22 protein-coding genes are annotated in these 21,584 nt (G+C 57.2%); 19 read left to right on the top strand and 3 right to left on the bottom strand.

Annotated features, from left to right (window positions below):
* Positions 1-25: 25 nt before the first annotated feature.
* Positions 26-1,174, bottom strand: coding sequence for a L,D-transpeptidase family protein (locus KJA79_RS04345; RefSeq protein ID WP_213040763.1), 1,149 nt, complete (start codon positions 1,172-1,174; stop codon positions 26-28).
* 478 nt (positions 1,175-1,652) lie between these two features.
* Here KJA79_RS04345 and rpmH point away from each other — a divergent pair, with 478 nt between their 5' ends.
* The 18 genes from rpmH to KJA79_RS04255 all read left to right on the top strand — a co-directional run bounded on the left by rpmH (position 1,653) and on the right by KJA79_RS04255 (position 18,594).
* Positions 1,653-1,790 carry a 50S ribosomal protein L34 gene (gene rpmH, locus KJA79_RS04340; RefSeq protein ID WP_080879302.1) on the top strand — a complete coding sequence of 46 codons (138 nt, stop codon included), beginning with the start codon at positions 1,653-1,655 and terminating at the stop codon, positions 1,788-1,790.
* Between the two features lie 167 nt (positions 1,791-1,957).
* Positions 1,958-2,326 (top strand): ribonuclease P protein component, encoded by a 369-nt coding sequence (rnpA, locus tag KJA79_RS04335; protein WP_213040762.1) that lies wholly within the window; start codon positions 1,958-1,960, stop codon positions 2,324-2,326.
* Entirely contained in the window at positions 2,323-2,532 is a 210-nt protein-coding gene (gene yidD / locus KJA79_RS04330) for a membrane protein insertion efficiency factor YidD (RefSeq protein WP_425518099.1), read from the top strand. Before rnpA ends, yidD begins: the two co-directional genes overlap by 4 nt.
* Positions 2,533-2,579: 47 nt before the next feature.
* Complete coding sequence (gene yidC, locus KJA79_RS04325) at positions 2,580-4,331, top strand: membrane protein insertase YidC (protein ID WP_213040760.1); 1,752 nt, start codon at positions 2,580-2,582, stop codon at positions 4,329-4,331.
* A 21-nt stretch (positions 4,332-4,352) separates the two neighbouring features.
* Positions 4,353-5,783, top strand: a complete 1,431-nt coding sequence (gene mnmE / locus KJA79_RS04320; RefSeq protein WP_213040759.1) for a tRNA uridine-5-carboxymethylaminomethyl(34) synthesis GTPase MnmE — start codon at positions 4,353-4,355, stop codon at positions 5,781-5,783.
* A 13-nt stretch (positions 5,784-5,796) separates the two neighbouring features.
* A complete protein-coding gene (gene mnmG / locus KJA79_RS04315) occupies positions 5,797-7,677 on the top strand; it encodes a tRNA uridine-5-carboxymethylaminomethyl(34) synthesis enzyme MnmG (protein ID WP_213040758.1) in 1,881 nt (626 codons plus the stop codon).
* A 95-nt stretch (positions 7,678-7,772) separates the two neighbouring features.
* The gene (gene rsmG, locus KJA79_RS04310; protein ID WP_213040757.1) at positions 7,773-8,420 is read left to right on the top strand and encodes a 16S rRNA (guanine(527)-N(7))-methyltransferase RsmG; all 648 of its coding nucleotides are present in this window, start codon (positions 7,773-7,775) and stop codon (positions 8,418-8,420) included.
* A 63-nt stretch (positions 8,421-8,483) separates the two neighbouring features.
* Positions 8,484-9,260, top strand: a complete 777-nt coding sequence (locus KJA79_RS04305) for a ParA family protein (RefSeq protein WP_213040756.1) — start codon at positions 8,484-8,486, stop codon at positions 9,258-9,260.
* Positions 9,238-10,086, top strand: a complete 849-nt coding sequence (locus KJA79_RS04300) for a ParB/RepB/Spo0J family partition protein (RefSeq protein WP_213040755.1) — start codon at positions 9,238-9,240, stop codon at positions 10,084-10,086. Before KJA79_RS04305 ends, KJA79_RS04300 begins: the two co-directional genes overlap by 23 nt.
* A gap of 150 nt (positions 10,087-10,236) precedes the next feature.
* Positions 10,237-10,719 carry a bactofilin family protein gene (locus KJA79_RS04295; RefSeq protein WP_213040754.1) on the top strand — a complete coding sequence of 161 codons (483 nt, stop codon included), beginning with the start codon at positions 10,237-10,239 and terminating at the stop codon, positions 10,717-10,719.
* Between the two features lie 122 nt (positions 10,720-10,841).
* On the top strand, positions 10,842-11,297 hold the full coding sequence (locus tag KJA79_RS04290) for a bactofilin family protein (protein ID WP_213040753.1): 456 nt from the start codon (positions 10,842-10,844) through the stop codon (positions 11,295-11,297).
* A gap of 29 nt (positions 11,298-11,326) precedes the next feature.
* Positions 11,327-12,412, top strand: coding sequence for a tRNA 2-thiouridine(34) synthase MnmA (mnmA, locus tag KJA79_RS04285; protein ID WP_246507414.1), 1,086 nt, complete (start codon positions 11,327-11,329; stop codon positions 12,410-12,412).
* 147 nt (positions 12,413-12,559) lie between these two features.
* Complete coding sequence (atpH, locus tag KJA79_RS04280) at positions 12,560-13,099, top strand: ATP synthase F1 subunit delta (protein WP_213040752.1); 540 nt, start codon at positions 12,560-12,562, stop codon at positions 13,097-13,099.
* A 2-nt stretch (positions 13,100-13,101) separates the two neighbouring features.
* A complete protein-coding gene (atpA, locus tag KJA79_RS04275) occupies positions 13,102-14,619 on the top strand; it encodes a F0F1 ATP synthase subunit alpha (protein ID WP_213040751.1) in 1,518 nt (505 codons plus the stop codon).
* 82 nt (positions 14,620-14,701) lie between these two features.
* Positions 14,702-15,586 carry an ATP synthase F1 subunit gamma gene (gene atpG / locus KJA79_RS04270; RefSeq protein WP_213040750.1) on the top strand — a complete coding sequence of 295 codons (885 nt, stop codon included), beginning with the start codon at positions 14,702-14,704 and terminating at the stop codon, positions 15,584-15,586.
* A gap of 67 nt (positions 15,587-15,653) precedes the next feature.
* Positions 15,654-17,096, top strand: coding sequence for a F0F1 ATP synthase subunit beta (atpD, locus tag KJA79_RS04265; protein ID WP_213040749.1), 1,443 nt, complete (start codon positions 15,654-15,656; stop codon positions 17,094-17,096).
* A 122-nt stretch (positions 17,097-17,218) separates the two neighbouring features.
* Positions 17,219-17,641 carry a F0F1 ATP synthase subunit epsilon gene (locus tag KJA79_RS04260; RefSeq protein WP_213040748.1) on the top strand — a complete coding sequence of 141 codons (423 nt, stop codon included), beginning with the start codon at positions 17,219-17,221 and terminating at the stop codon, positions 17,639-17,641.
* A 185-nt stretch (positions 17,642-17,826) separates the two neighbouring features.
* Entirely contained in the window at positions 17,827-18,594 is a 768-nt protein-coding gene (locus tag KJA79_RS04255; RefSeq protein WP_213040747.1) for a hypothetical protein, read from the top strand.
* 134 nt (positions 18,595-18,728) lie between these two features.
* On the opposite strand, the gene KJA79_RS04250 is transcribed toward KJA79_RS04255, so the two are convergent.
* Complete coding sequence (locus tag KJA79_RS04250) at positions 18,729-19,325, bottom strand: Tll0287-like domain-containing protein (RefSeq protein WP_213040746.1); 597 nt, start codon at positions 19,323-19,325, stop codon at positions 18,729-18,731.
* 527 nt (positions 19,326-19,852) lie between these two features.
* On the opposite strand from KJA79_RS04250, the gene KJA79_RS04245 reads away from it, so the two are divergent.
* Positions 19,853-20,815 carry an RluA family pseudouridine synthase gene (locus tag KJA79_RS04245; protein ID WP_213040745.1) on the top strand — a complete coding sequence of 321 codons (963 nt, stop codon included), beginning with the start codon at positions 19,853-19,855 and terminating at the stop codon, positions 20,813-20,815.
* Here the strand turns inward: KJA79_RS04245 and KJA79_RS04240 are convergent.
* Entirely contained in the window at positions 20,798-21,283 is a 486-nt protein-coding gene (locus KJA79_RS04240) for a hypothetical protein (RefSeq protein ID WP_213040744.1), read from the bottom strand. The two genes, KJA79_RS04245 and KJA79_RS04240, sit on opposite strands and share 18 nt — an antisense overlap.
* Positions 21,284-21,584: the final 301 nt, after the last annotated feature.

Raw genomic sequence — 21,584 nt, 5'->3', positions numbered from 1 at the left:
TCAGTCGGAGCGGGTGGTCGTAACGCTAGGTTTCTTCTTCTTGATCGCCCAGGTCGGCCAGGACGAGTGAAATAGAGTTGTGTGATTCCAAGGCACCAACGATGTTGACCGGTGTGCCCACCGCGACCTGATCAAACAGCACGGCAATCTGCGGATTGTCCAGCACAATGCCGCCGTATGGCTGATCCGTGATGCCCTGAGCGATGCCGTGAAGTTCGATGAGCCCGGGCATCTGCCGGTTCTTGGGAATCAATCCCGCTTGTTGCGCGTCTGCAAACCGGCGTCGGTCCTCTGCGTTGGGATAATCGAGAATCAAGGCACGAAAGAAGGGCGTTTGTCCGGGTCCGCGTTTGCGCTGGATGCGATATTCACCCTCGGGGGTCGCCCCGTCTCCGTAATGTTGTTTTGCACGGATGCCTCTTGAGCCCAGGCGGATCGGATAGGTCAGAATTTTCCGGCCGCTTTTATATACCGTGAGGACGCGGTCGGCCTTACTGATCACAATGGCATGCGCTCGATTTTTTCGGGACCAGTCGATGGTGCGTTGCGCAGATTCTCGCCAGGCGGCGATCAGGTCGTCGTCGGCATACCGTCCTAATTCATTCGTGAGCAGGGCGGTTTGGGTCAGGAGGATTTTGCCGGCGCGTTCTGAGGCCTGATTCGCATACTCAAACTGTCCCTGCTCAAGGTAATGGCGGGCTTGCTTCACGAGCAGTTCGGTTTCGAGCGGATGTTCGCCGAGCACCACGCGACTGCCGATGTCTCCTACGCGGGTATTCAGGAGCCGCAGGCGTTGCTCAACTTTGGCTAGCTTGGCTTCCGCTGCGGTTCGTTGTGCGAGGAGTTGGCTGTTGACCTCGGCGATGAGTTGCGTTCCTTCGGCCTGAAGCGCTTCCAACTCCGTTTCCAGCTCATTATCTTCCCAAGGCCAGCGAACGATATTCTCCTCCGACCGGACGCGGCCTCTGAGGGCCATCCATTGGCGAGAAAACTTGGAATAGGCCTCGGGCGTGATGGTTGAGGCTCGCAAGGTGCCGAGATCACGATCAATGCTTTCGATCGCTTCCACTAATTCTTCAGGGACGGTCTCGACGCACCCGCTCATGCTCATCGCGAAGAGGCTGACGAGGGCCACGCGTGAAACGGTGTGAAAAATGTTGAACCTGTGATTCATGCTGGGTGTATTCTATCGCGCGCGGGGAGTACCTGCGAGTTCTTCCTGCCATTTGGCAAGCTCGTTTCGCAAGGATCCCCAATGAAACCCTTGCGCAACGTGATCGGCCAGATCTACGAAGGCTGCTCGCAGTGGATTCTTCCCCTGGATGCTGAGACGCAATGTGAGTGCCAGAGATGTATCATCCCACTTGGTCGGGCAATTGTTTTGTGGAACAAGTAGTTAGACGGAAATGACCGAGACGGCGCCTGCCGTGACGCTGTGGCGTCTTTGCCAATCGAGGGCAAGAGTGCCTCAAGCATTTCGCGGGCGGTCCAGCACTATTCGGCTTCCTCACGCGGTGCTCGTGGCGTGAGGGTGACTGTTGTTGCTCCCGCTGGCGACTGCCGAGTGGGTGCGCATCGATTGACACCCTCCTGTCCCGCCCCTATAATGCGGCCTCTTGATTGAAAATTGATTTCTCGAGAAGGAGTGCGCAATGTCGTTCACTTTTAAGCAGCCCTCGAATCTCAAGCGCAAGCGGGAGCACGGATTTCGGAAGCGCATGAGCACCAAAAATGGCCGAAAAGTCATTGCTCGTCGTCGAGCCAAAGGCCGCGCTCGTCTCACCGTCTGATTCTTTCCTGCCGCTAGGCTATCTGCATGTAGGCAAACATCCAGGTGGTGGGTCCTTAACCTGGCGTGGGTACTGCCGCCTTACCTGGTTGTCGTATATCAATGTGACGATGCGCGATTTCTGGTCTTCCAGGGCTCGCGGTCAGGTAACCAGCGGGCGGATTTGTGATGACGGCAGGACAAAAGTCTGTGCCGTTTTTCTTGAAGCGTAGCCGGGAGATCCAGCACATCAAGAAGAGCGGACGGCGTGTCTCAACGGGATTGTTCAATCTCCAAATTTGTTCGGGCTTGTCCCAGGATGCAATGATGGGGATTGTGATCGGGCGGCGGTTTGGAACAGCGGTGCGCCGGAATCGCGCGAAACGCCTGTTTCGAGAGCTGGGCCGTGCAGCTCGGTCTGTATTAGTGCCAGGACAGGCCTTTCTGGTGTTTCCGAAACGCGAGTGCCTGAATCTGCCGTTTGTGGAATTGCAGAACATATGGCGAGCCACATTGGAAAGACAGCGGTTGGCCCGTTTTGGGGAGCCCTCGCGCTGAGGCGCCTCTGTCTTATACTCTTGACGGTCTATCGCACCTGTGTTTCGCCATTGGTCGGGCCCGCTTGTCGTTTTTATCCAACCTGTTCGGTCTATGCGCAGGATGCCATCGAGCGGTATGGCGTGATCAAGGGGGGGCTTATGGCAGTTCGACGGCTGCTGAAATGCCATCCCTTCCATCCCGGCGGTGTGGATCCCGTACGGTAACCGTCGTGGCAACAACTCCTCAGACCCCACTTATCAGCTGAACATCCATGGAAAAACGAGTCGTTGTGTTCCTCATCGTATCCTTGGCCGTCATTATCGGCTACGACTATCTGCTGAAAGGTATGGGGTTGTTGCCGCCCTCCGAGCCGGTGCAGGTGGCCACCACGGGTACTTCTGCAAGTGCCATCGACAAGGCCTCTGGCCCGGAAGGTGGTTCCGCGCAGAGCGCCAGCGCCGAGGCGAGGACAACCTCGCCCGCCGCCGCAAAGTCTGCTCCAATCGACAACGCTGTAGGCGCGGGCCAGGCGGAGGAACAGACGGTCGAGGTGGACACCGAACTGTTTCGGGCCAAGTTCAGTAATCGCGGTGCAGTACTCAAATCTTGGGAACTGAAGCGCTATACGACGTCGGGTGAAAATGGCGCCACGCCGGTGCAGCTGGTTTATAGCGGGGGGCGATTTAAGGGACCGCTCAGTCTCGTCACCAGCGATCAGGCACTTACGGGTGATCTTGGCACCGCTGTCTACCAGGTTACTCAGGACATTACTCGTCTAGACAGTGCACATCCCGTCGGCCATCTCACCTTCCGCTATCACGACGCACAGCGAAATCTCGAGGTCGAAAAGGAGCTGACCTTTCATCACGGATCCTACGTCGTGGATATTGCGATCAGGACGAAAGGGGTGACGACTCCGCTCGATGTGACCCTGGGGACCAATTTCGGCATCGTGGAGTGGGGAGAAGGCTTCATTGGGCTCATGGGGTCGGCCTCGTCTGTCGATGACAAGGTGTTGAAGGAAACGCCGGATGGCGAGGCCGAGCGCAGAGGTGAGGTGAAGTGGTCTGCCATTCAGGATAAGTACTTCTTGAGCGTGCTCATGCCGCAGAAGGCCGCGGCGGCCCTTGCCAAGAAGGAGGGAGACAAGCTGGTGTCGGCTGGTGTCCGATTCCCCGCCCCCGCAAATGGATCCGTCCTGACGATGCAATTGTATGCCGGCCCCAAGGAGTATGACATCCTCAAGGCGTTGAATGTCGGACTGGAGGATACGATTGACTTCGGTTGGTTTGTGTTCGGTAGCTGGGCGTTGGTCAAAGCGGTGGCCAAGCCGATTTTCTACGTGCTGCGCTTCCTGTACGAATTTACACACAACTATGGCATCACGATCATTTTGCTGACCATGCTGATCAAGCTCATGTTCGTGCCCTTGCAGTACAAGAGCTACAAGTCGATGAAACAGATGCAGGTGATTCAGCCGAAAGTGCTGGCCATTCAGAATAAGTACAAAGATGACCGCGATCGGCTGAACAAGGAATTGATCAAGCTGTACAAGGATCACCGGGTCAATCCGGTTGGCGGCTGCTTGCCGATGGTGCTGCAGATGCCGGTGTTTGTTGCGCTGTTCAACATTCTCTACATGACCATCGATCTTCGCCAGGCCCCGTTCATGTTCTGGATCAAGGACCTGTCCGTACAGGACCCCTATTACGTGCTCCCGATCATCATGGGGGCGACGATGGTCATTCAACAGAAGATCACGCCTACCACCATGGATCCGACCCAAGCGAAGATCATGTTGTTCTTGCCGGTGTTCATGACCTTTCTCTTCGTGAATTTCCCTGCGGGCTTGGTTCTCTATTGGTTGACGAACAATACGCTCACGATCACCCAGCAGGTTGTGACGGAGCGGCTGTTCGGCAAAAAGTGGCAAGTTCCGGCGGCGGATGGTGAGATTCCCGGCGGAGATGAGTCGAAAGAGCAGAAGCTCACCGGCAAACGGCAAAAGGGGCAGTCCGAGTAACTCCACCCTACTGGGTGCGTCATGCATGGCGCGCTGGACGATACCATCTGTGCCATCGCCACTCCCCCGGGGGAAGGTGGCATCGGCGTCATCCGCGTGAGCGGGATTCATGCCCTCGACGTGGCCGCTCAGGTGATCCTTCCCCGCTCAGGCAAGCTCCTTCACGAACTAGTTTCCCACAAAATGACGGTTGCGGATGTCTGTGCTCCAGCTCTCACTGCAGGAACGGTTCGAGGAGTACAGCTTCCGGCGAGGTTCGTCATTGATGAGGCGTTGGTCGTCGTGATGAAGGGCCCGCATTCTTACACGGGGGAAGATGTCGTGGAGGTGCAATGCCATGGAGGTCCCGTGGTGCTCGATCAGCTCTGTCGGGGGTTGCTCGCTGCCGGAGCGCGGCTCGCTGAGCCAGGTGAATTTACCCGGCGCGCGTTTCTCAATGGGAGGCTCGATCTTGCACAAGCCGAGGCCGTGCTTGATACCATTCGTGCCAAGACCACCCGTAGCCTGACCATCGCCCAGTCGCAGCGGCGCGGCGAATTGTCGCGTCAGGTGGAGTTGATTCGCTCCGATTTAGTGACCGCCCTGGCACACATAGAAGCTGCGCTCGATTTCGGGGACGAGGATATTACGTTTGTGGGGAAGGCTGAGCTTTGTGGGCTCCTGGAGGCGGCAGGGTTCAAGCTCCAGCGTTTGGTTGAATCCGGCAACGAAGGGCGTATCTTGAGGGAAGGCGCCGTGGTCGCGATCCTCGGCCGGCCCAATGTGGGGAAGTCCAGCTTGCTGAACGCGTTGCTGCATAGCGACCGAGCCATCGTGACTCCCATTCCCGGCACGACACGAGACGTCCTTGAGGAACTCGTGAGTATCGAGGGGATTCCGGTGCGATTGGTTGATACCGCAGGCATCCGTCAGACCGATGATCCCGTGGAGGCAGAAGGGATTCGTCGCAGCAGGCTCGCTTGGCAAGATGCGGACTTGGTATTGATCCTTCTGGACGGGTCCGAGGCGCTTTCCGACGACGATCTTTCCCTCCTATCCAGTTGCGAGGCCGCGCAGGTGATCCTGGTTCTGAACAAGTGTGATCTGCCACGTCAGTTATCTCGGGCACAACTCGAGGCCCTGTGCCCCGGTCATGGGGGCATGATCGATATTTCTGCCACGATGCGTCTCGGCCTGGATGAATTGCGTGGAACAATCCGTACGCGTTTGATGACCGGCGGTTTGGAATCGCGTGAGGGCGTGTTGGTGACCAACCTTCGGCACATCGATGCCTGTTCGCGTGCACTGCTGGGGGTTACGCAGGCTCAGCAATCGGTCGCGGATGATCGTGCGGGTGAATTGATTGCGGTCGATCTCCGCATTGCGGCAGATGCATTAGGGGAGATCACCGGGGTCATCACGACGGACGATATCCTCGAACGTATTTTTTCCGAGTTTTGTATCGGGAAATGAAGGGATCATTGTGATGGGGGAACGGTGGGATGTGATCGTGGTCGGGGGAGGTCACGCAGGGTGTGAAGCCGCTCTGGCCGCAGCGCGCATGGGGGCGCGGACGTTGTTGCTGACCATGGACCCCGACCGGATTGCGCAGATGTCCTGCAATCCTGCCATCGGCGGTATCGCTAAGGGCCACCTGGTGAAAGAGATCGATGCCTTGGGTGGTGAGATGGGCCGGAATACGGACCAGGCGGGTATTCAGTTTCGCATGATCAACACGAGTAAAGGGCCGGCCGTTCGTGCCTTGAGGGCGCAGTGCGACAAAAAGGTCTATCGGCAGGTCATGCAGAAAACGCTCAAAGGGCAGCCCGGACTTACGATCATGGGCGGGACGGTCGCTCGCGTGCTCACACGCGCTGGGGCAGTCACTGGCATCATCACCGACTCCGGAATGCACATTCAGGCGAGCGCTGTCGTGCTCACGTCCGGGACGTTTTTGAAGGGGCTCATCCATATTGGTCTGAACCATTTCCCTGCTGGGAGAGCCGGGGAGTCATCGGCGGAGCACCTGTCGGACTGCATGCGTGATTTTGGCTTTGAAGTCGGACGTCTGAAAACGGGAACTCCGCCTCGATTGGATCGGGATTCCATCAATTTTTCTGTCATGGAACTGCAGCCGGGAGATGACCCGCCCCCGCCCTTCTCCTACAGGACTACGCGGATTCCACTGCGTCAGGTGCCGTGCCACCTGACGCACACGAACTCACAAACGCATGATATTATTGCTAAAAATGTCGACAGATCGCCGCTCTTCAGTGGAGTGATTGAATCTGTTGGTCCGCGGTACTGCCCATCCATTGAAGATAAGGTCGTCAGGTTCGCCGACAAGAACCGCCACCAAATCTTCATCGAACCGGAGGGGCTTGAGACCAACGAGTTTTACCCGAACGGCATCTCAACCAGCTTGCCAGTTGATGTCCAGGCCGCCATTTTGAAAACCATTCCAGGACTGGAGCAGGCGAAAATACTTAAGCCCGGGTACGCCGTGGAATATGACTATTTCCCCCCACGGCAGCTGCATGGCACGCTGGAGACCAAGTTGGTTGAGGGGCTGTACCATGCGGGGCAAATCAACGGGACATCCGGCTATGAAGAGGCGGGGGCTCAGGGCATCATGGCTGGCATTAATGCGGCCTTGAAACTCCGTGGAGAAAAGCCGCTTGTGCTTGACCGGTCACAGGCCTATATCGGCGTCTTGATTGATGATTTGATTACGAAAGATGCCAGAGAGCCCTATCGCATGTTTACGTCACGAGCTGAGTATCGTCTATTGCTTCGTCATGACAATGCGGATCTACGCCTGATGGAAATCGGCCACCGTATCGGACTGATTGCCGAGGAGGCTTGTGAAAAGCTTCTCGCGAAGCGGGAACGTATCGAGCGAGAGGTCATGCGGCTGAGGGAGACGAGGCCAAGGCTCACGCCTGAGGTGAGGCGCCTTATCGAAGATGAGGCAGTGGGCGCAGTATCTCCCACGCAATCGCTTGCTGAGATTTTACGCCGCCAGGACATGACGTATGAAAAGGTTGCCGCTGTATTCGGTGGGCCGGGCATTCTTGATCCTGATGTGGTGGAAGCCGTTCAGCTTGAGGTGAAGTATGAGGGGTATATCAAAAGGCAGCTCCAACAGATTCAGCGATTGCAAAAGTTTGAGCATAGAGCCATACCGGCTGAGTTTGACTATGACAACGTGCCAGGATTTTCCGCCGAGGTCAGAGAGAAGCTCAAGCGAGTGAGGCCGGCTTCGGTGGGGCAAGCGTCCCGCATTTCCGGTGTCACACCTGCCGCTATTTCGCTCTTGCTGGTTGCGATCGAGCGCTGGCGGCGGCAACCGGCAATGGGTGACTAGGCGGGGACCTGCGAATGATCCTTCCCTTGCTTTTTTCTACAAAATCCTCGACCTGGTCCTTGACCCCTGGGACCCCTTTCGCGTAATTGTTCCACGTGGAACAGGACGCAATTCAGTTCGAGCATTCCCTTCGTGTATTGGCCGCGCAGCTCTCACTGCCTCTCCCTGATTCGTCAATACCCCATTTCTCTCGCTATTTGAACGAACTCAAAGCTTGGAACCGGGCCATCAATCTCACGGCCATCGATCAGGATATCGAGATTGTGGTGAAGCACTTCATTGATTCAATGGCTGGCGTTAAAGCCATTGATAATGATAGTGAAAAGTCAATTTTGGACATTGGGGCCGGAGCTGGTTTCCCCTCCATTCCCATCAAATTTATACGACCGGATTCGGCCATGGTACTGCTCGAGCCGAGCGAGAAACGGAGCTCGTTTTTGCGGTACATGATTGGATCGCTTGGTTTGAGAAGGATGGCTGTGGTGACCGCCAAAGTGGAAGATTACATCGAGAGGCAGGAATCGGCGCAGAGATTTGATTGCATTGTTGTTCGGGCCTTGAAGGTGGACGGACGGGGACTGGAGCTTGGAAAGTTGCTCAAGCCGGGCGGGAAGGTGATTTTGTATCGAGCTGAGCGGGTTGAGAAGGGGTTTGAGCTGGCCAACCTTGCTTTGCTCGAAGAACTCGAGTATGAGCTTCCGTCGGGATACGGTCATCGAGTGTTGTCGGTCTTTTCGAAGTGAGTCGATGTTCCACGTGGAACATCGACAACGAAGCGGCTAGGTGCTAGCAAAATTGGGGGCGATATGGCTCGAATCATTGCTGTTGCAAACCAAAAAGGTGGAGTAGGCAAAACGACCACCTCAGTGAATCTTGCCGCAGCCCTGGCGATTGAAGGGGGGGCTGTCCTGTTGGTGGATATTGATCCTCAGGGCAATGCCACCAGCGGGCTCGGCGTGGATGCCATGGCGCTCGGGAAAACGATTTACAATGCATTGATTGTGAAGGAAAGCCTTGGCTCGCTTACTATGAGCACTGCGGTCAACGGGTTGTCGCTGGTCCCCGCTAATTCCCACCTGGCTGGCGCTGAGGTTGAGCTGGTGAATATTGAGGGGCGAGAGCAGCGGTTGAAAGAGGCATTGGCTGAAGTCGCCGACCGCTATGACACGATTTTGTTGGATTGTCCTCCCGCTCTGGGCCTCTTGACGATCAATGCGATGGTGGCTGCCCATTCCGTACTGATTCCTGTGCAGTGTGAATACTATGCGATGGAAGGATTGGGGCGGCTTATGGAGAGCATTCAGCGTCTCCGTCAATCTCTCAATCCCAGCCTTGAAATTGAGGGCATTGTCCTTACCATGTATGACGCGCGTAACTCGCTGGCACGCCAGGTCGTGGAGCAGATTCGCGGGCATTTTGGCGAGAGTGTCTATCAAACTATGATTCCCCGTAATGTGACACTGGCCGAGGCGCCGAGCTACGGCCGTCCTGCGCTGCTCTACAACGTGGCATCTTCTGGTGCCCAAGCCTATCTGTCCCTAGCCAAGGAGTTTGCGGTCCATGGAGAAAAAAGCCCTCGGTAGAGGTCTCGATGCGCTCTTGCCGAGCGGTCGAACAACGGCGGATCCTGAGCGCGGTGACGTTCAGGAGTTGCGCCTGGAAGCCATTGTCCCGAACCGGTTTCAACCGCGACAGCAATTCTCGGAAGTTGAATTGGCCGAACTGACGGCATCCTTGAAGGAGAATGGCCTACTCCAGCCGATTCTCGTGCGGCGCAAGGGGGACGGTATCTATGAATTGATTGCCGGAGAACGCCGGTTGAGAGCTGCTAAGTTAGCGGGAATGCAGAAGATTCCTGCTCTTGTTCGGAACGTGTCTGATCAGGAGTCCATGGTCCTCGCGTTGGTGGAAAACCTACAGCGGGACGACCTGAATCCCATGGAAACCGCACGGGCCTATCAACGGATGCTGAATGAATTCGGACTCACCCAGGAGGCCATCGCGCAGAAGGTGGCCTGCGATCGGTCGTCTGTGGCGAACATGTTGCGGTTGACCTCGTTGCCTGCGGAGGTGCAGCACATGATCGAGACCGACCAATTGTCGACAGGACACGCGAAGGTCATTCTGGGGCTCGTGACGCCGGCTGCACAAATCAGCTTGGCGACCCAAATCGTCCGTGAGCAACTATCGGTGCGTGATGCGGAACGGATGGTGCAGGGGCACGCGGAGGCGAAAAAGGCCGGGAAGCGACCGGTCCGAGCCCCCCTGCGATCGGATCTTGAGGAGCGGCTGCAGAAACGCCTGGGAACGAGGGTAGACGTTCAGCGAGGGCGTCGCAGCGGTAAGATCGTCATCCATTATTTTTCCCCTGAAGAATTGGACGGGCTGGTGGAGCGATTGCTTGAATGATGGCCGTAGCATTTTCAAGGCAGATTTTCTCTCCTTTCCCGGAGTAGAATGCCGTCAGAATTTGGGAGTCGAGAGTGGCATCAGTCTACGGTACTGTGCATGTCCTCCGGTCAGCGGGTGAGTTGTTGTCATTTGTTGGAGGTGTGAGAAATGGCGTGGATTAGTAAGGACAAGCCGGAAGGGAAGCGTCAAGCGGGACAAAGTGAGGGAGCTGAAATGGATAATTTGGAAGCTGCGGTACCACGTGAGGGGAGCGAAGAAATCAATGCGTTTGTCGGGAAGGGCGTGAGCTTTAAGGGAGTGATTTCCTATAACGGCACGGTCCGCATTGATGGCAATCTGGACGGGGAGATTCATACCGAAGGGGTGTTGCTGGTCGGAGAGGATGCGGTCCTGACGGCGAAGATCACGGCCGGGACGGTTGTGTGTAAGGGGAAAATCACCGGCGATATCAGCGCGCGTGAGAAGGTGAAATTGCGGGCTCCTGCCGTGGTGAATGCCGGGGTGAAGGCACCATTGCTGGCTATGGAAGAGGGTGTGGTCTTCAATGGCACGTTGGAGATGAGCCAGACGGGTACGCGCGAGCCTCAGGGTACCACGCGGGGACAGGGCGTGAAGCTGGTGAACGGATAGTTCCCTTCGACGCCGAGTTCGTGTAGGCAGATCTGGCCTTGCGCGCATGAAGCGGGCAGGGTGGTTGATTCAGTCCGCGCCACGGCTGGTCACTGCCGTGGGGTATGTCAAGGAGGACGCTGATGTGGGGTGAGACCAAAAAGCAGTCCGTCGCGGAAGACGACAAGTTCACCTTTCTCGGGAAGGGCACGAGTTTTAAAGGCATCGTCACGTTTGATGGGACGGTTCGCATCGATGGGCGTGTCGAGGGAGAGGTTCATACCGGCGGAGCCGTGATCGTCGGGGAGAGTGCGGTGATCAAGGGCGTGATTGCCGCCGGTTCAGTTGAAATCAGTGGGCGAGTGAAGGGGTCCATCACGGCCGTTCAGAAAGTTGAGATCCAAAAGCCGGGAATCCTGATCGGTGACATCCAGAGTCCAGTGGTAGTGATCGAAGAAGGAGCTCATTTCCACGGAATGAGCAATATGGGAGCGGAGAAGTGGGTAGAGGACGAGGCGTCGGAGTTCGCCACGCCGCAAGATCCTGGAGTCCGTGACCTGGTCGCCCACCGCGGCAAGGTTAAGACGCAAGAGCCGTAAATCATCGTCCCAATACCCTCCCGGTCGTCATGATGAAACGCCAAACCGTGCTGCTAGGTATGAGCGGCGGAGTGGATAGCTCCGTCGCTGCGGCGTTGCTCGTGCGACAAGGTTACGATGTCCACGGTGTCACGCTGCAGGTGTGGGAGCACGAAGACGAGCAGGTTGCCGTATCGAAACGCTGGGAAGAGCGTGGATGCTGCAAGATCGGCATCGCGAAGTTCGTCGCGCAGCGTCTACGTATTCCTTATGAGGTGGTCGATCGCCGAGCAGTCTTTCAGCAGGGCGTCATCGACGACTTCGTGACGGGGTATGCGTCTGGCACGACCCCGAATCCGTGCGTCCGGTGCAATGAACGTGTGAAGCTACATTCGCTCTATGCGCTGGCTCAGGAGCGTGGGATGGACTATGTCGCGACCGGGCATTATGCGCGTGTCGAGCGGGGCGAGGAAGGCTGGTCGCTGCATCGGGCGTTAGACGCGCGGAAGGACCAGAGCTATTTTCTCTATCGCATGAATGCCGCCTGGCTGCCCAAGATGCTCTTTCCGGTTGGGCGCATGCACAAGCAGGAAGTGTGGCAGGAGGCGGAAGTCCTGGGATTGCCGGTCGAAGAGCTGAAGGAGAGCCAGGAAATTTGTTTTGTGAGTCATGGTGACTATCGCACGTTCCTGGAGAAGGAACGGCCGGAACTGAGGCAGCCAGGGACCTTCGTGGGCGTCGATGGAGAAGTGTTGGGACGGCATGAGGGCATCGCCTTTTATACCCCTGGCCAGCGCCGTGGACTCGGTGTGGCGGTGGGACAGCGGTTGTACGTGCAAAAGGTGGTGCCGGAGTCAGGCCAGGTCGTGTTGTGTGCGGGCGAGCAGCTGGCGCAGTCGCATTGTCTGGTCGGCGAGCTTAGGCTTTTCGCCGAGGGGATTGGCACGCACCCGGTGGAAGCCGAGGTGAAGATTCGTTATGCGACGCCGCCGATCGCTGCGACCCTCCTTCCCTCAGGTGACGGGACTCTGTTGGTTCGATTTCACCAGCCGCAGGGGGCTCTGAGCCCTGGACAGTCCGCGGTCTTTTATCGCGGCGACCAGGTTCTTGGGGGCGGGATTATTCAACGTTCCTAGGTTGTAGGTCGTTCGCACCCTCCGGGTCACGTTCTCTCCTTGACAGTGCCCGCGTTTGAATGCTAACTTGGCGCGCTTTTTGTCGTGCCCACCGCACGCAAGCTTCCCGTTTGATCAAAACACGGTTAACCGTAGCGGATAGTCATTGTGATTAAGACAGCCGTCGCACGTCGATACGCAAAAGCTCTGTTTGAACTGCTTGACACTCCCAGCATCGAGTCGGCCCGCGTGGCTTTGAACGGCTTAGGAGAGGCCTTCGCGCAATCAGCCGCCCTGCGGCATGCCGTCGCCTCACCGGTATTTCCGGAAGCCACCAAGCTCGGGGTGCTGATCGAAGTGGCCACCAGGCTCGGGTGTCCGGCGGTCGTCAAGCGGTTCCTCGATCAGTTAGTAAAAAAAAATCGCGTCAGTTTCCTGCCCGACATCGCCGAGGCCTTTGCCAAGCTGGTGGATGAATCCAAAGGGACGCAGCAAGTGCTCGTGTCCTCCGCAACCGCCTTGCCTGCGATCGAGCAGGATCGGATCACGACCCGATTGCGCGATGTCTTGAAGCGCGATGTCGATGTCACTTTCCATACAGAACCTGAACATGTCGCCGGCCTCCATATCCGCCTGGGCAGCACCGTCGTAGATAGCACGGTCCGGGGCCGACTGAGCGCCATGCAGCGTGTGTTGACCAAGGAGTAGCCATGCAGATCAAGGCAGAAGAGATCAGCTCCATTATCAAAGAGAAGATCAAGGGCTTCGACCAACAAGTCGATGTCAGCCAGACCGGTTCCGTCATTCAGGTCGGCGACGGCATTGCAAAAGTCTACGGACTCGATGGCGCAATGGCCGGAGAAATGCTTGAATTCCCCGGTGGGCTGTACGGCATCGCCTTGAACCTCGAAGAGGACAATGTCGGCGCGGTGTTGATGGGCGACGATGTGGGCATCAAAGAAGGCGATCCGGTCAAACGTACAGGCCGAATCGCGGAAATCCCCGTCGGTGAAGCCCTGGTCGGCCGCGTCGTCAACGCGATCGGACAGCCGATCGACGGCAAGGGTCCGATCAATTCGCAACATTCTTCCCGCATTGAAGTGGTGGCTCCCGGTGTCAATACCAGACAGTCTGTGCGCGAACCGCTGCAGACGGGCATCAAGGCCATCGATGCCATGATTCCCATCGGTCGTGGTCAGCGCGAGTTGATCATCGGAGATCGCCAGACCGGAAAAACTGCCATTGCCGTCGATACGATCATCAATCAGAAAGGGCTCGGCGTCTTCTGTATCTATGTCGCCGTGGGACAAAAGCGGTCGACCGTCGCCCGCGTCGTGAAGACCCTGGAAGAAAATCACGCCATGGAATACAGCATGGTTGTGGCGGCCACCGCCAGCGATCCTGCGCCGATGCAGTTCTTGGCCCCGTTTGCCGGCGCCGCGATCGGTGAGTATTTCCGCGATAACGGCAAGCACGCGCTGATCGTATATGACGATCTGTCGAAGCACGCGGTTGCCTATCGTCAGCTGTCCCTCTTGCTCCGTCGTCCGCCCGGTCGTGAGGCCTATCCCGGCGACGTGTTTTATCTGCACTCTCGTCTCTTGGAGCGTGCCGCAAAATTAAGCGATAAGTTGGGCGGTGGTAGTTTGACGGCGCTTCCGATCATTGAGACTCAAGCCGGCGACGTGTCGGCGTATATTCCGACCAACGTCATCTCGATCACCGACGGACAAATCTATCTCGGCAGTGATTTGTTCTATTCGGGTATTCGTCCGGCGATTAACGTCGGTCTGTCCGTGTCCCGCGTCGGCGGCTCCGCGCAGATTAAGACCATGAAGCAGGTCGCGGGGACGCTCCGCCTTGATCTAGCGCAGTACCGAGAAATGGCTGCTTTCGCCCAGTTCGGCAGCGAGTTGGACAAGGCGACCCAGATGCAGCTCGCTCGTGGCGTCCGCATGGTGGAATTGCTGAAGCAGGGGCAATACAAGCCGATGCCGGTAGCCGACCAGGTCTTGTCGATCTATGCGGGTGTCAACGGATTCCTTGACGATGTGCCCGTGGACAAGGTCCTGCAATTCGAAGCCGATCTGCTCCACTATGTCGCGCAGAACCATCAGGATATGCGCAAAGACATTGCCACGGTCGGAAAGATCGATGACAAAGTGGGCGGGAAGCTCAAGGAAATCATTTCGACGTTCAAGCAGAAAATGGGCTATGGAGGAAAGTAAGACTTCGTGATTGCGTGATTGGGGAGTGACCATTCCTCTCTTCACTGAATCGTCCAATCGGACCGGTCTGCTTCCGTAAAATATGCCGAGCTTACAATCTCTCAGGCGGAAAATTGCCGCCTTCAAAAATACCCAAAAAATCACCAAGGCCATGAAAATGGTCGCGGCGGCCAAGCTCAAGCGCTCGCAAGATCGTATTCTTGCCGCCCGTCCGTACGCGCACAAAATGCGCGGCGTGCTCAGCAATCTGAGTCAGCGCGTGAACCGTACATCCCATCCCTTGCTTCAAAAACGCGAGGGGAAGAAGATCGAAATCCTCGTCGTCACGAGCGATCGTGGTCTCTGCGGCGGTTTCAACGGCAACATCGTCAGAAAGAGCGCCGAATTTGTCCGGCAATGCGAGTCGCAAGGGTTGTCGGTTAATCTCAGTCTGATCGGACGTAAGGGCCGGGACTATTTCCGCCGCCGCTCGTGGCCGATCCGGCAGGAGTGGACGGGGATTTTCGATAAGTTGAGCTTCGAGCACGCTATCGACATCGGTGGCGACCTGACCGAAAATTTCATCAAGGGTACGTTCGACGAACTCTATGTGGTCTACAACGAGTTTAAGTCTGCCATCCAACAGCGAGTGATTGTCGAAAAGCTGTTCCCAATCGATGCGGCGGCGGAGTTCGGTGCGCCACAAGCCACCGAGGGTTCCTCCCTTGGGGGCAGCTATCTGTATGAGCCTGATGAGGGCGAGCTTCTGAGCGCGTTGGTTCCGAAGCACTTTCAGATTCAGACCTACCGAATCTTGCTGGAGTCGGCGGCCGCAGAACATGGCGCACGAATGGCGGCCATGGACGGCGCGACTCGCAATGCAGGGCAACTCATCAAAAAAGTCACCTTGTATTACAACAAGACTCGCCAAGCGGCTATCACCAAAGAACTCATGGACATCGTGGGCGGCGCAGAAGCCCTGAAATAAAAAGTGGAATGAGGAATGCTGCACGCGGTAATCCGCCGGGTGCAGCATTGACGACAAGAGGAGCCTTATGAGCACAGGAAAAGTCATTCAAGTCATCGGCCCCGTGGTCGACGTGGAGTTTCCTCCAGGTCAACTGCCGAACATCTACAATGCGCTCAAGGTGACGCAAGAAGAGAATAAGGCTGCCGGGAAGCCAGCCGTGCGGATCACGCTTGAAGTCGCGTCGCACCTTGGCGAAAATCGTGTGCGCGGCATTGCCATGTCCACGACCGATGGTCTGACGCGCGGAATGGACGTGACCGATACCGGTGCGCCGATCGCAGTCCCCGTTGGCCGGGAAACGCTGGGCCGATTGATCAATGTTCTTGGCGAACCGGTCGACGAAAAGGGCCCGATCAAGTCGAATAAGACGTATCCCATCCATCGTCCAGCACCAAGATTGGAAGATCAAGACACGAAGACGGAAGTGTTGGAGACTGGCATCAAGGTGGTCGATCTCCTGGAGCCGTACAGCAAGGGTGGTAAGGTCGGTCTCTTCGGCGGAGCCGGAGTCGGTAAGACGGTCATTATCATGGAACTGATCAACAACATCGCGCTCCACCATGGTGGATTCTCGGTGTTTGCAGGCGTCGGAGAACGGACGCGCGAGGGTAACGACCTCTGGCACGAAATGCAGGAATCGAAGGTTATCGATCCCGATGACCACACCAAGTCTAAAGCGGCCCTGGTGTATGGACAGATGAATGAGCCGCCGGGAGCGCGTCTCCGAGTGGCGCTGACTGGCCTGGCCGTCGCAGAATTTTTCCGCGACGAAGAAAATCAGGACGTGTTGCTGTTCGTGGATAACATCTTCCGGTTTACTCAAGCTGGTTCTGAGGTGTCCGCGTTGCTGGGCCGTATGCCGTCGGCCGTCGGTTATCAGCCGAACCTTTCGACGGAAATGGGCGCGCTGCAGGAGCGAATCACGTCGACGAAAAAGGGATCGATCACGTCGGTGCAAGCGATTTACGTCCCTGCAGACGACTTGACCGACCCGGCCCCGGCGACCGCCTTTGCGCACTTGGATGCCACCACGGTGTTGTCTCGTCAATTGGCTGAGTTGGGGATTTATCCGGCGGTCGACCCGCTGGACTCCACGTCGCGTATTCTCGATCCGCAAGTCATCGGGGAAGAGCATTACAAGGTTGCTCGAGGTGTCCAGTCTGTCTTGCAGCGGTACAAAGATTTGCAGGACATCATCGCCATTTTGGGCATGGACGAACTGTCCGAAGACGACAAGATGGTTGTGGCGCGCGCGCGAAAGATTCAGCGGTTCCTATCGCAGCCGTTTCACGTAGCCGAAGCCTTCACCGGCGCTCCAGGGAAGTACGTGAAGCTGAAGGATACTGTTCGCAGCTTCAAGGAGATTCTCGAAGGAAAATACGACCATCTGCCGGAGCAGGCCTTCTACATGGTGGGTCCGATCGAGGAAGCCGTCGCCAAGGCGGAAAAGATGGGAGTCAAGGTTTAAGAGGGCGCGAATCGAGCGTCCTCTTTGCTCGCGCAACGCGCGGCCTGAAGGCCCTCGTTGGACGCGCGCAGGAGAGGCCGCATCGCTTCTCCCTCATGGTGCCAAGGGAGTGGTAGAAAAAGATGGCAGGGAAGATTCTCTTAGAAGTTGTGACGCCGGAAAAGTTGCTCTTGAGTCAGGAGGTCGATGAGGTCATCGCCCCAGGCAGTGAGGGCGAGTTCGGCGTCCTGCCGGGACATTGCCACCTGTTGTCCAGCCTGCGCATCGGAGAGTTGCGGTACAAGAATCAGGACGCGTGGCACTATATGTCGATCCTGTGGGGTTACGCCGAGGTGACGCCTTCCAAAGTCACTGTGATGGCGGAGATTGCCGAGAAAGCCGAAGACATCGATGTCGGTCGTGCGCAACAGGCCGTCGAAAAGGCCGAGCAGCGGCTGCAGGCCGGTGGGCTCCCTTCAGAAGTGAAAGAGGCTCAGATCAGTCTCGAAAAGGCTCGTCTCCGAAAAAAGATCGCGGACCGTGCCAAGAAATCCGGGCACGCCTAACCTCTCTTCCCGATACGTCACGTAGTCTGTCAATTGCTCCTCCCTGATCCGTTGTCGGGTGACGTCAGGTGTTACGAACCACGTCATTGCATTCTTGCTTCCTTGGTCTCGCGATCCTCTTCTGTCTCGGCTGTGCCGGGCCGATATTAACAAGTCGAGTCATTGAACAGGACTCCTCCTGGTTTGTGCGGCTCGACTCCTTTCTCGATGCCGGCAGTGCATCCCCACGGTATGATCATCCGATTGTGTGGAGCGATGAAGAGCTCTCTGCCGTCCTCAGCCGATTGATCGTTCAAGAACGAGTCGGCCTGATGGATCACGCGAGACCGCCGCGTTCTGTCTTCTCGTTGGAAGAGATCAACCTCCTTGTGCCCACCGTTCGGAAGTCTTTTCAAGAAGCGACGCCCCATGAATGGATCGTCTTTACGCTTGCCGGGCAACAAGGCACAGGTCGAGAAATCACGTCCGGCGGAATGTTTGTTGAAGAGGGCAAGCTCCATCTGGTGATCGCGAATCATCGACTCCCGCTCCCGGCGAATTCCCCAGAGCTTGCACGTGTGCGGGCGAATCCTCTCCATTCCGTTCAAGGCAGCGGCGGCGTCTTGTCGTTTGATTCACCCAGATATGTGATCGCCACCAAAGCCAATTGGTCAGGCGGACATCGAGCATCGGCCAGCGAAGTGATTCTCGATCACACGGAATTTCTCTCTCCCCTCCACCGTACGGGGTCGGCGCTAACCTCCCTGCATGCGGGTGGATCACCCGGGGCAGTCGCTGCGCCTGAATCTGATATCCGACGGTCGGGACCATCCAGCTCCGGGCCGGTGGATTGGGAAGGGATTGTTTATCGACTACGGGAAGAGATCGAACGACTGAAGCAGCAACTCGCGGAAAAGGACGCAGAGCTTGATCGATTAAAGCGTCGCGAAATCCGTAGCATACCAACTCCGTGATCCGCACTCCTCCCTGGAGCAGACTCGCAGGGTTGCAGGTGAAGGAGCGGACCTGTTCCCACCGGCAGGATCGTGGTACGTCCTGCCGGTCTGGTCGCGGCGCCTGAATGACGGAGTGCCGAACATCCGCGATATTATTGTCCGACGGGGATTGTAATCACGATGGCACCCATCACGTCATTGAGCTTGAAATCACGTTTGGGACTGTCGGGATGCGCGTTGTGGCAACCGAGGCAGGCTTGGGTGGCTGCGAGATCGGCATACACCGCTTGAAAATAGCGTGTCTCCCCGATCTTCATAAAGCCGGTGTGGGGTCGATTCGGTTGCGTCAAGATGGTTCCGAGCCCGGCCTTCTCAAGCTCGTTCCCCGCAACATTGCGCTTGTTGATCGGCCACAGACTGATCAGGCGATATTGGATGCCCAGGCCTTTCTTGGCGATGTACCGTCCTGACTCCATCAGGAACTGAGCCGGTAGAGGCAGCGTATTCTTCTGCTCCCAGTTCTCCGATGCCACGACCACACCCTTTGTTTGCAAGCGCTCGACGACATGTCTGGTATACACATCCCGGTCTGCTTCAATGACGGCGTGGATGTAATTGGCTACCGTTTCGATCGGCAGAGTGACAGTCGCATTCTCAGTCAGTGCTCGACTAGGCCACAACACCGTCGCGCCGACTAATGCGAATCCCAGCACCGTCGCGACCCGCAGCAATTTTTGAAAGGATGTCATGACAACCTCCTTGTGGCGCACACGGGTGGTCCGGTCTGGCCGGCGCACCACGTGGGCAGATGAATGGCACAGTACGGTCTGGCCCGTGAGTGCTTGCGAAAGTGGGAGGACAGACGAGAGCAATTGCCGGGCGAATGAGGAGAATGGGATAAGTATCGACCCTGATGAAGGGGAGGAGCGATGAGCCGGGATGCCGGCCCTATCGATGGCCTCCTGGAGAAGCGACCGGTCGTGGGAAGGTACCGAAGGCATTGCCCCAGCTCCTTGCCCGTACGAACCAGCGTGCCCGCAAGATCATACGATGATGTATCCTACTCCGGAGTCAAGGGGTTGTCCAATGCGGAGATTGCACGTATTGAAGTGATCCTGCTCTCACACATCTGCCAGTTCAGCCACGCGGAAAACTCTCGCGCTGCAGGTCGTTGATCACCACGGACTGATTTCAACGACGCTCTTGATAGGGCCGAACCATGTAAGAACTTCTCCGATTGCATTCGGTTGCCACGCTGCCGTAGCGTAGCCGCGCTATGCAGACGGAATTTATCATCTCCGCGGGGGAGCAGCCCAAACGGTTGGATGTCTTCCTCGTACAACGCGAGCCGAAGCTCTCGCGCGCGGCCTTGCAGCGGATGATTACGGCGGGCTGGGTGCGGGTGAATAATCACATCGCCAAATCGAGTCAGCGCATCAGGGCTGGAGATGTCATTGTCTTTGATACTCCCCAGCCAGCCCCATTACGCATCGCTGGCGAGACACAACAGTTGGAGATCCTGTTTGAGGATCATGCGTGTCTGGTGCTGAATAAGCCCGCCGGGATCGTGACCCACCCGTCCCCTGGACATTGGTCCAATACACTGCTGAATGCATTGCTGGACCATTGCGCCCGCGGAGGCGGGGCCGCGACACCGGGCGTCGTGCATCGGTTGGATAAAGACACATCCGGAGTGATGGTGGTGGCCAAGACAGAGGAGGCGCACCGAAAACTGTCGGAGCAGTTCGAACGGCATTCCATTACCCGTCAGTATGAAGCGCTGGTCGTGGGTGTGCCGGCTCAATCGGAAGGCCGGATCGAGGCGGCGATTGGTCCGGATCGGCACCATCCCAAACGCACCTCAACCCAATCGCTTCAGCCGAAACCTGCGGTCACAGACTATCGAGTCGAAGAGGTGTTCGACAAGGTGGCCGCCCGCCTCGTGCTCAGTCCACACACAGGTCGCACGCACCAAATAAGGGCGCATCTTCACGTCATCGGCCATCCCATCCTCGGTGACAGATCCTACGGGGGTGAGCGAGTCGTTGCGATAGCGGGGTATGAGATTCCGCGGGTCATGCTGCATGCCCGTACGCTGGGGTTCAGGCATCCTGCCACCGGGCTGTATGGCGAGTGGACGGCCGACGTTCCGCTTGATTTTCAGGCCGTACGACAAGGGCTCTATGCCGGCCGGCCATTCGCGCCGGTGGGTGATGAGCGGTTAGAGCGAGAGGCCTGAGATGTCTCGGTCGAGGTGTTGGCGCTGGACGAGGAAGTAGGGGAACCGGCCGAAGGCGAGGCGGCAACCGACCAGGTAGCGCGGGTGCGTGGCGCCCACCGGGAGGTGAGTGGACCAGCGCACCTCGAACAACGTCAGTGAGCGTTGTCGCTGCAGTGCCGGATTCTGAAGACTGAGTAGTTGTCTGCTCTGCGGCTTTTGGTCAAGGAGCAGGAGAATGCCGTCCGAGCTGACATTCAACGAATAGGCCTTCCCTAGTAGTGTAGAGGCGTCGGAGCCATGTTCTTCCATCAACTCGTAAGTGCAAGGAGTCCTGACGGCGAAGCGAGTGTCGATGCGCCGGTCGCGCACGGAGGGCGGCATGGGCTGCTCAGTCCGGTTGTCCACAATGGGGGGCAGAGCTTCCGTTGTCGGAACGAACGTGTCTTGCAGCGACTTGAGGATTCTGTGGATAAAATCAGCAGCCATTGGATCGTCACAATCTCCACATGTTGAAGCGGCAAACCCTCTCTCTAAATAAGCAAGTCAGGTGCCTGTGGCGAGAGGCATAGGCATGACGCTAACAACATGAATTTTTTCTGGGATGCGAGTGTGCCATCATGCGACACCATGGGGATGCGCAGAAACATGGTGTCAAATCCAACGCACCACTGACAGAAATGAACGACCATACGTACAGTCGTGCGGGGGTTAAAAGCCGCGACGAGGCAGCACAACATGTGGATGGATTGTGGACGACATGTGTGTGAAGTGTGTAGAGGATGGGGAC

It is taken from the genome of Nitrospira defluvii (assembly GCF_905220995.1).
GTDB classification, from domain to species: domain Bacteria; phylum Nitrospirota; class Nitrospiria; order Nitrospirales; family Nitrospiraceae; genus Nitrospira_A; species Nitrospira_A defluvii_C.
Note: the sequence above shows the minus strand (reverse complement) of the source record. Positions and strands in the feature narration are given on the sequence as shown.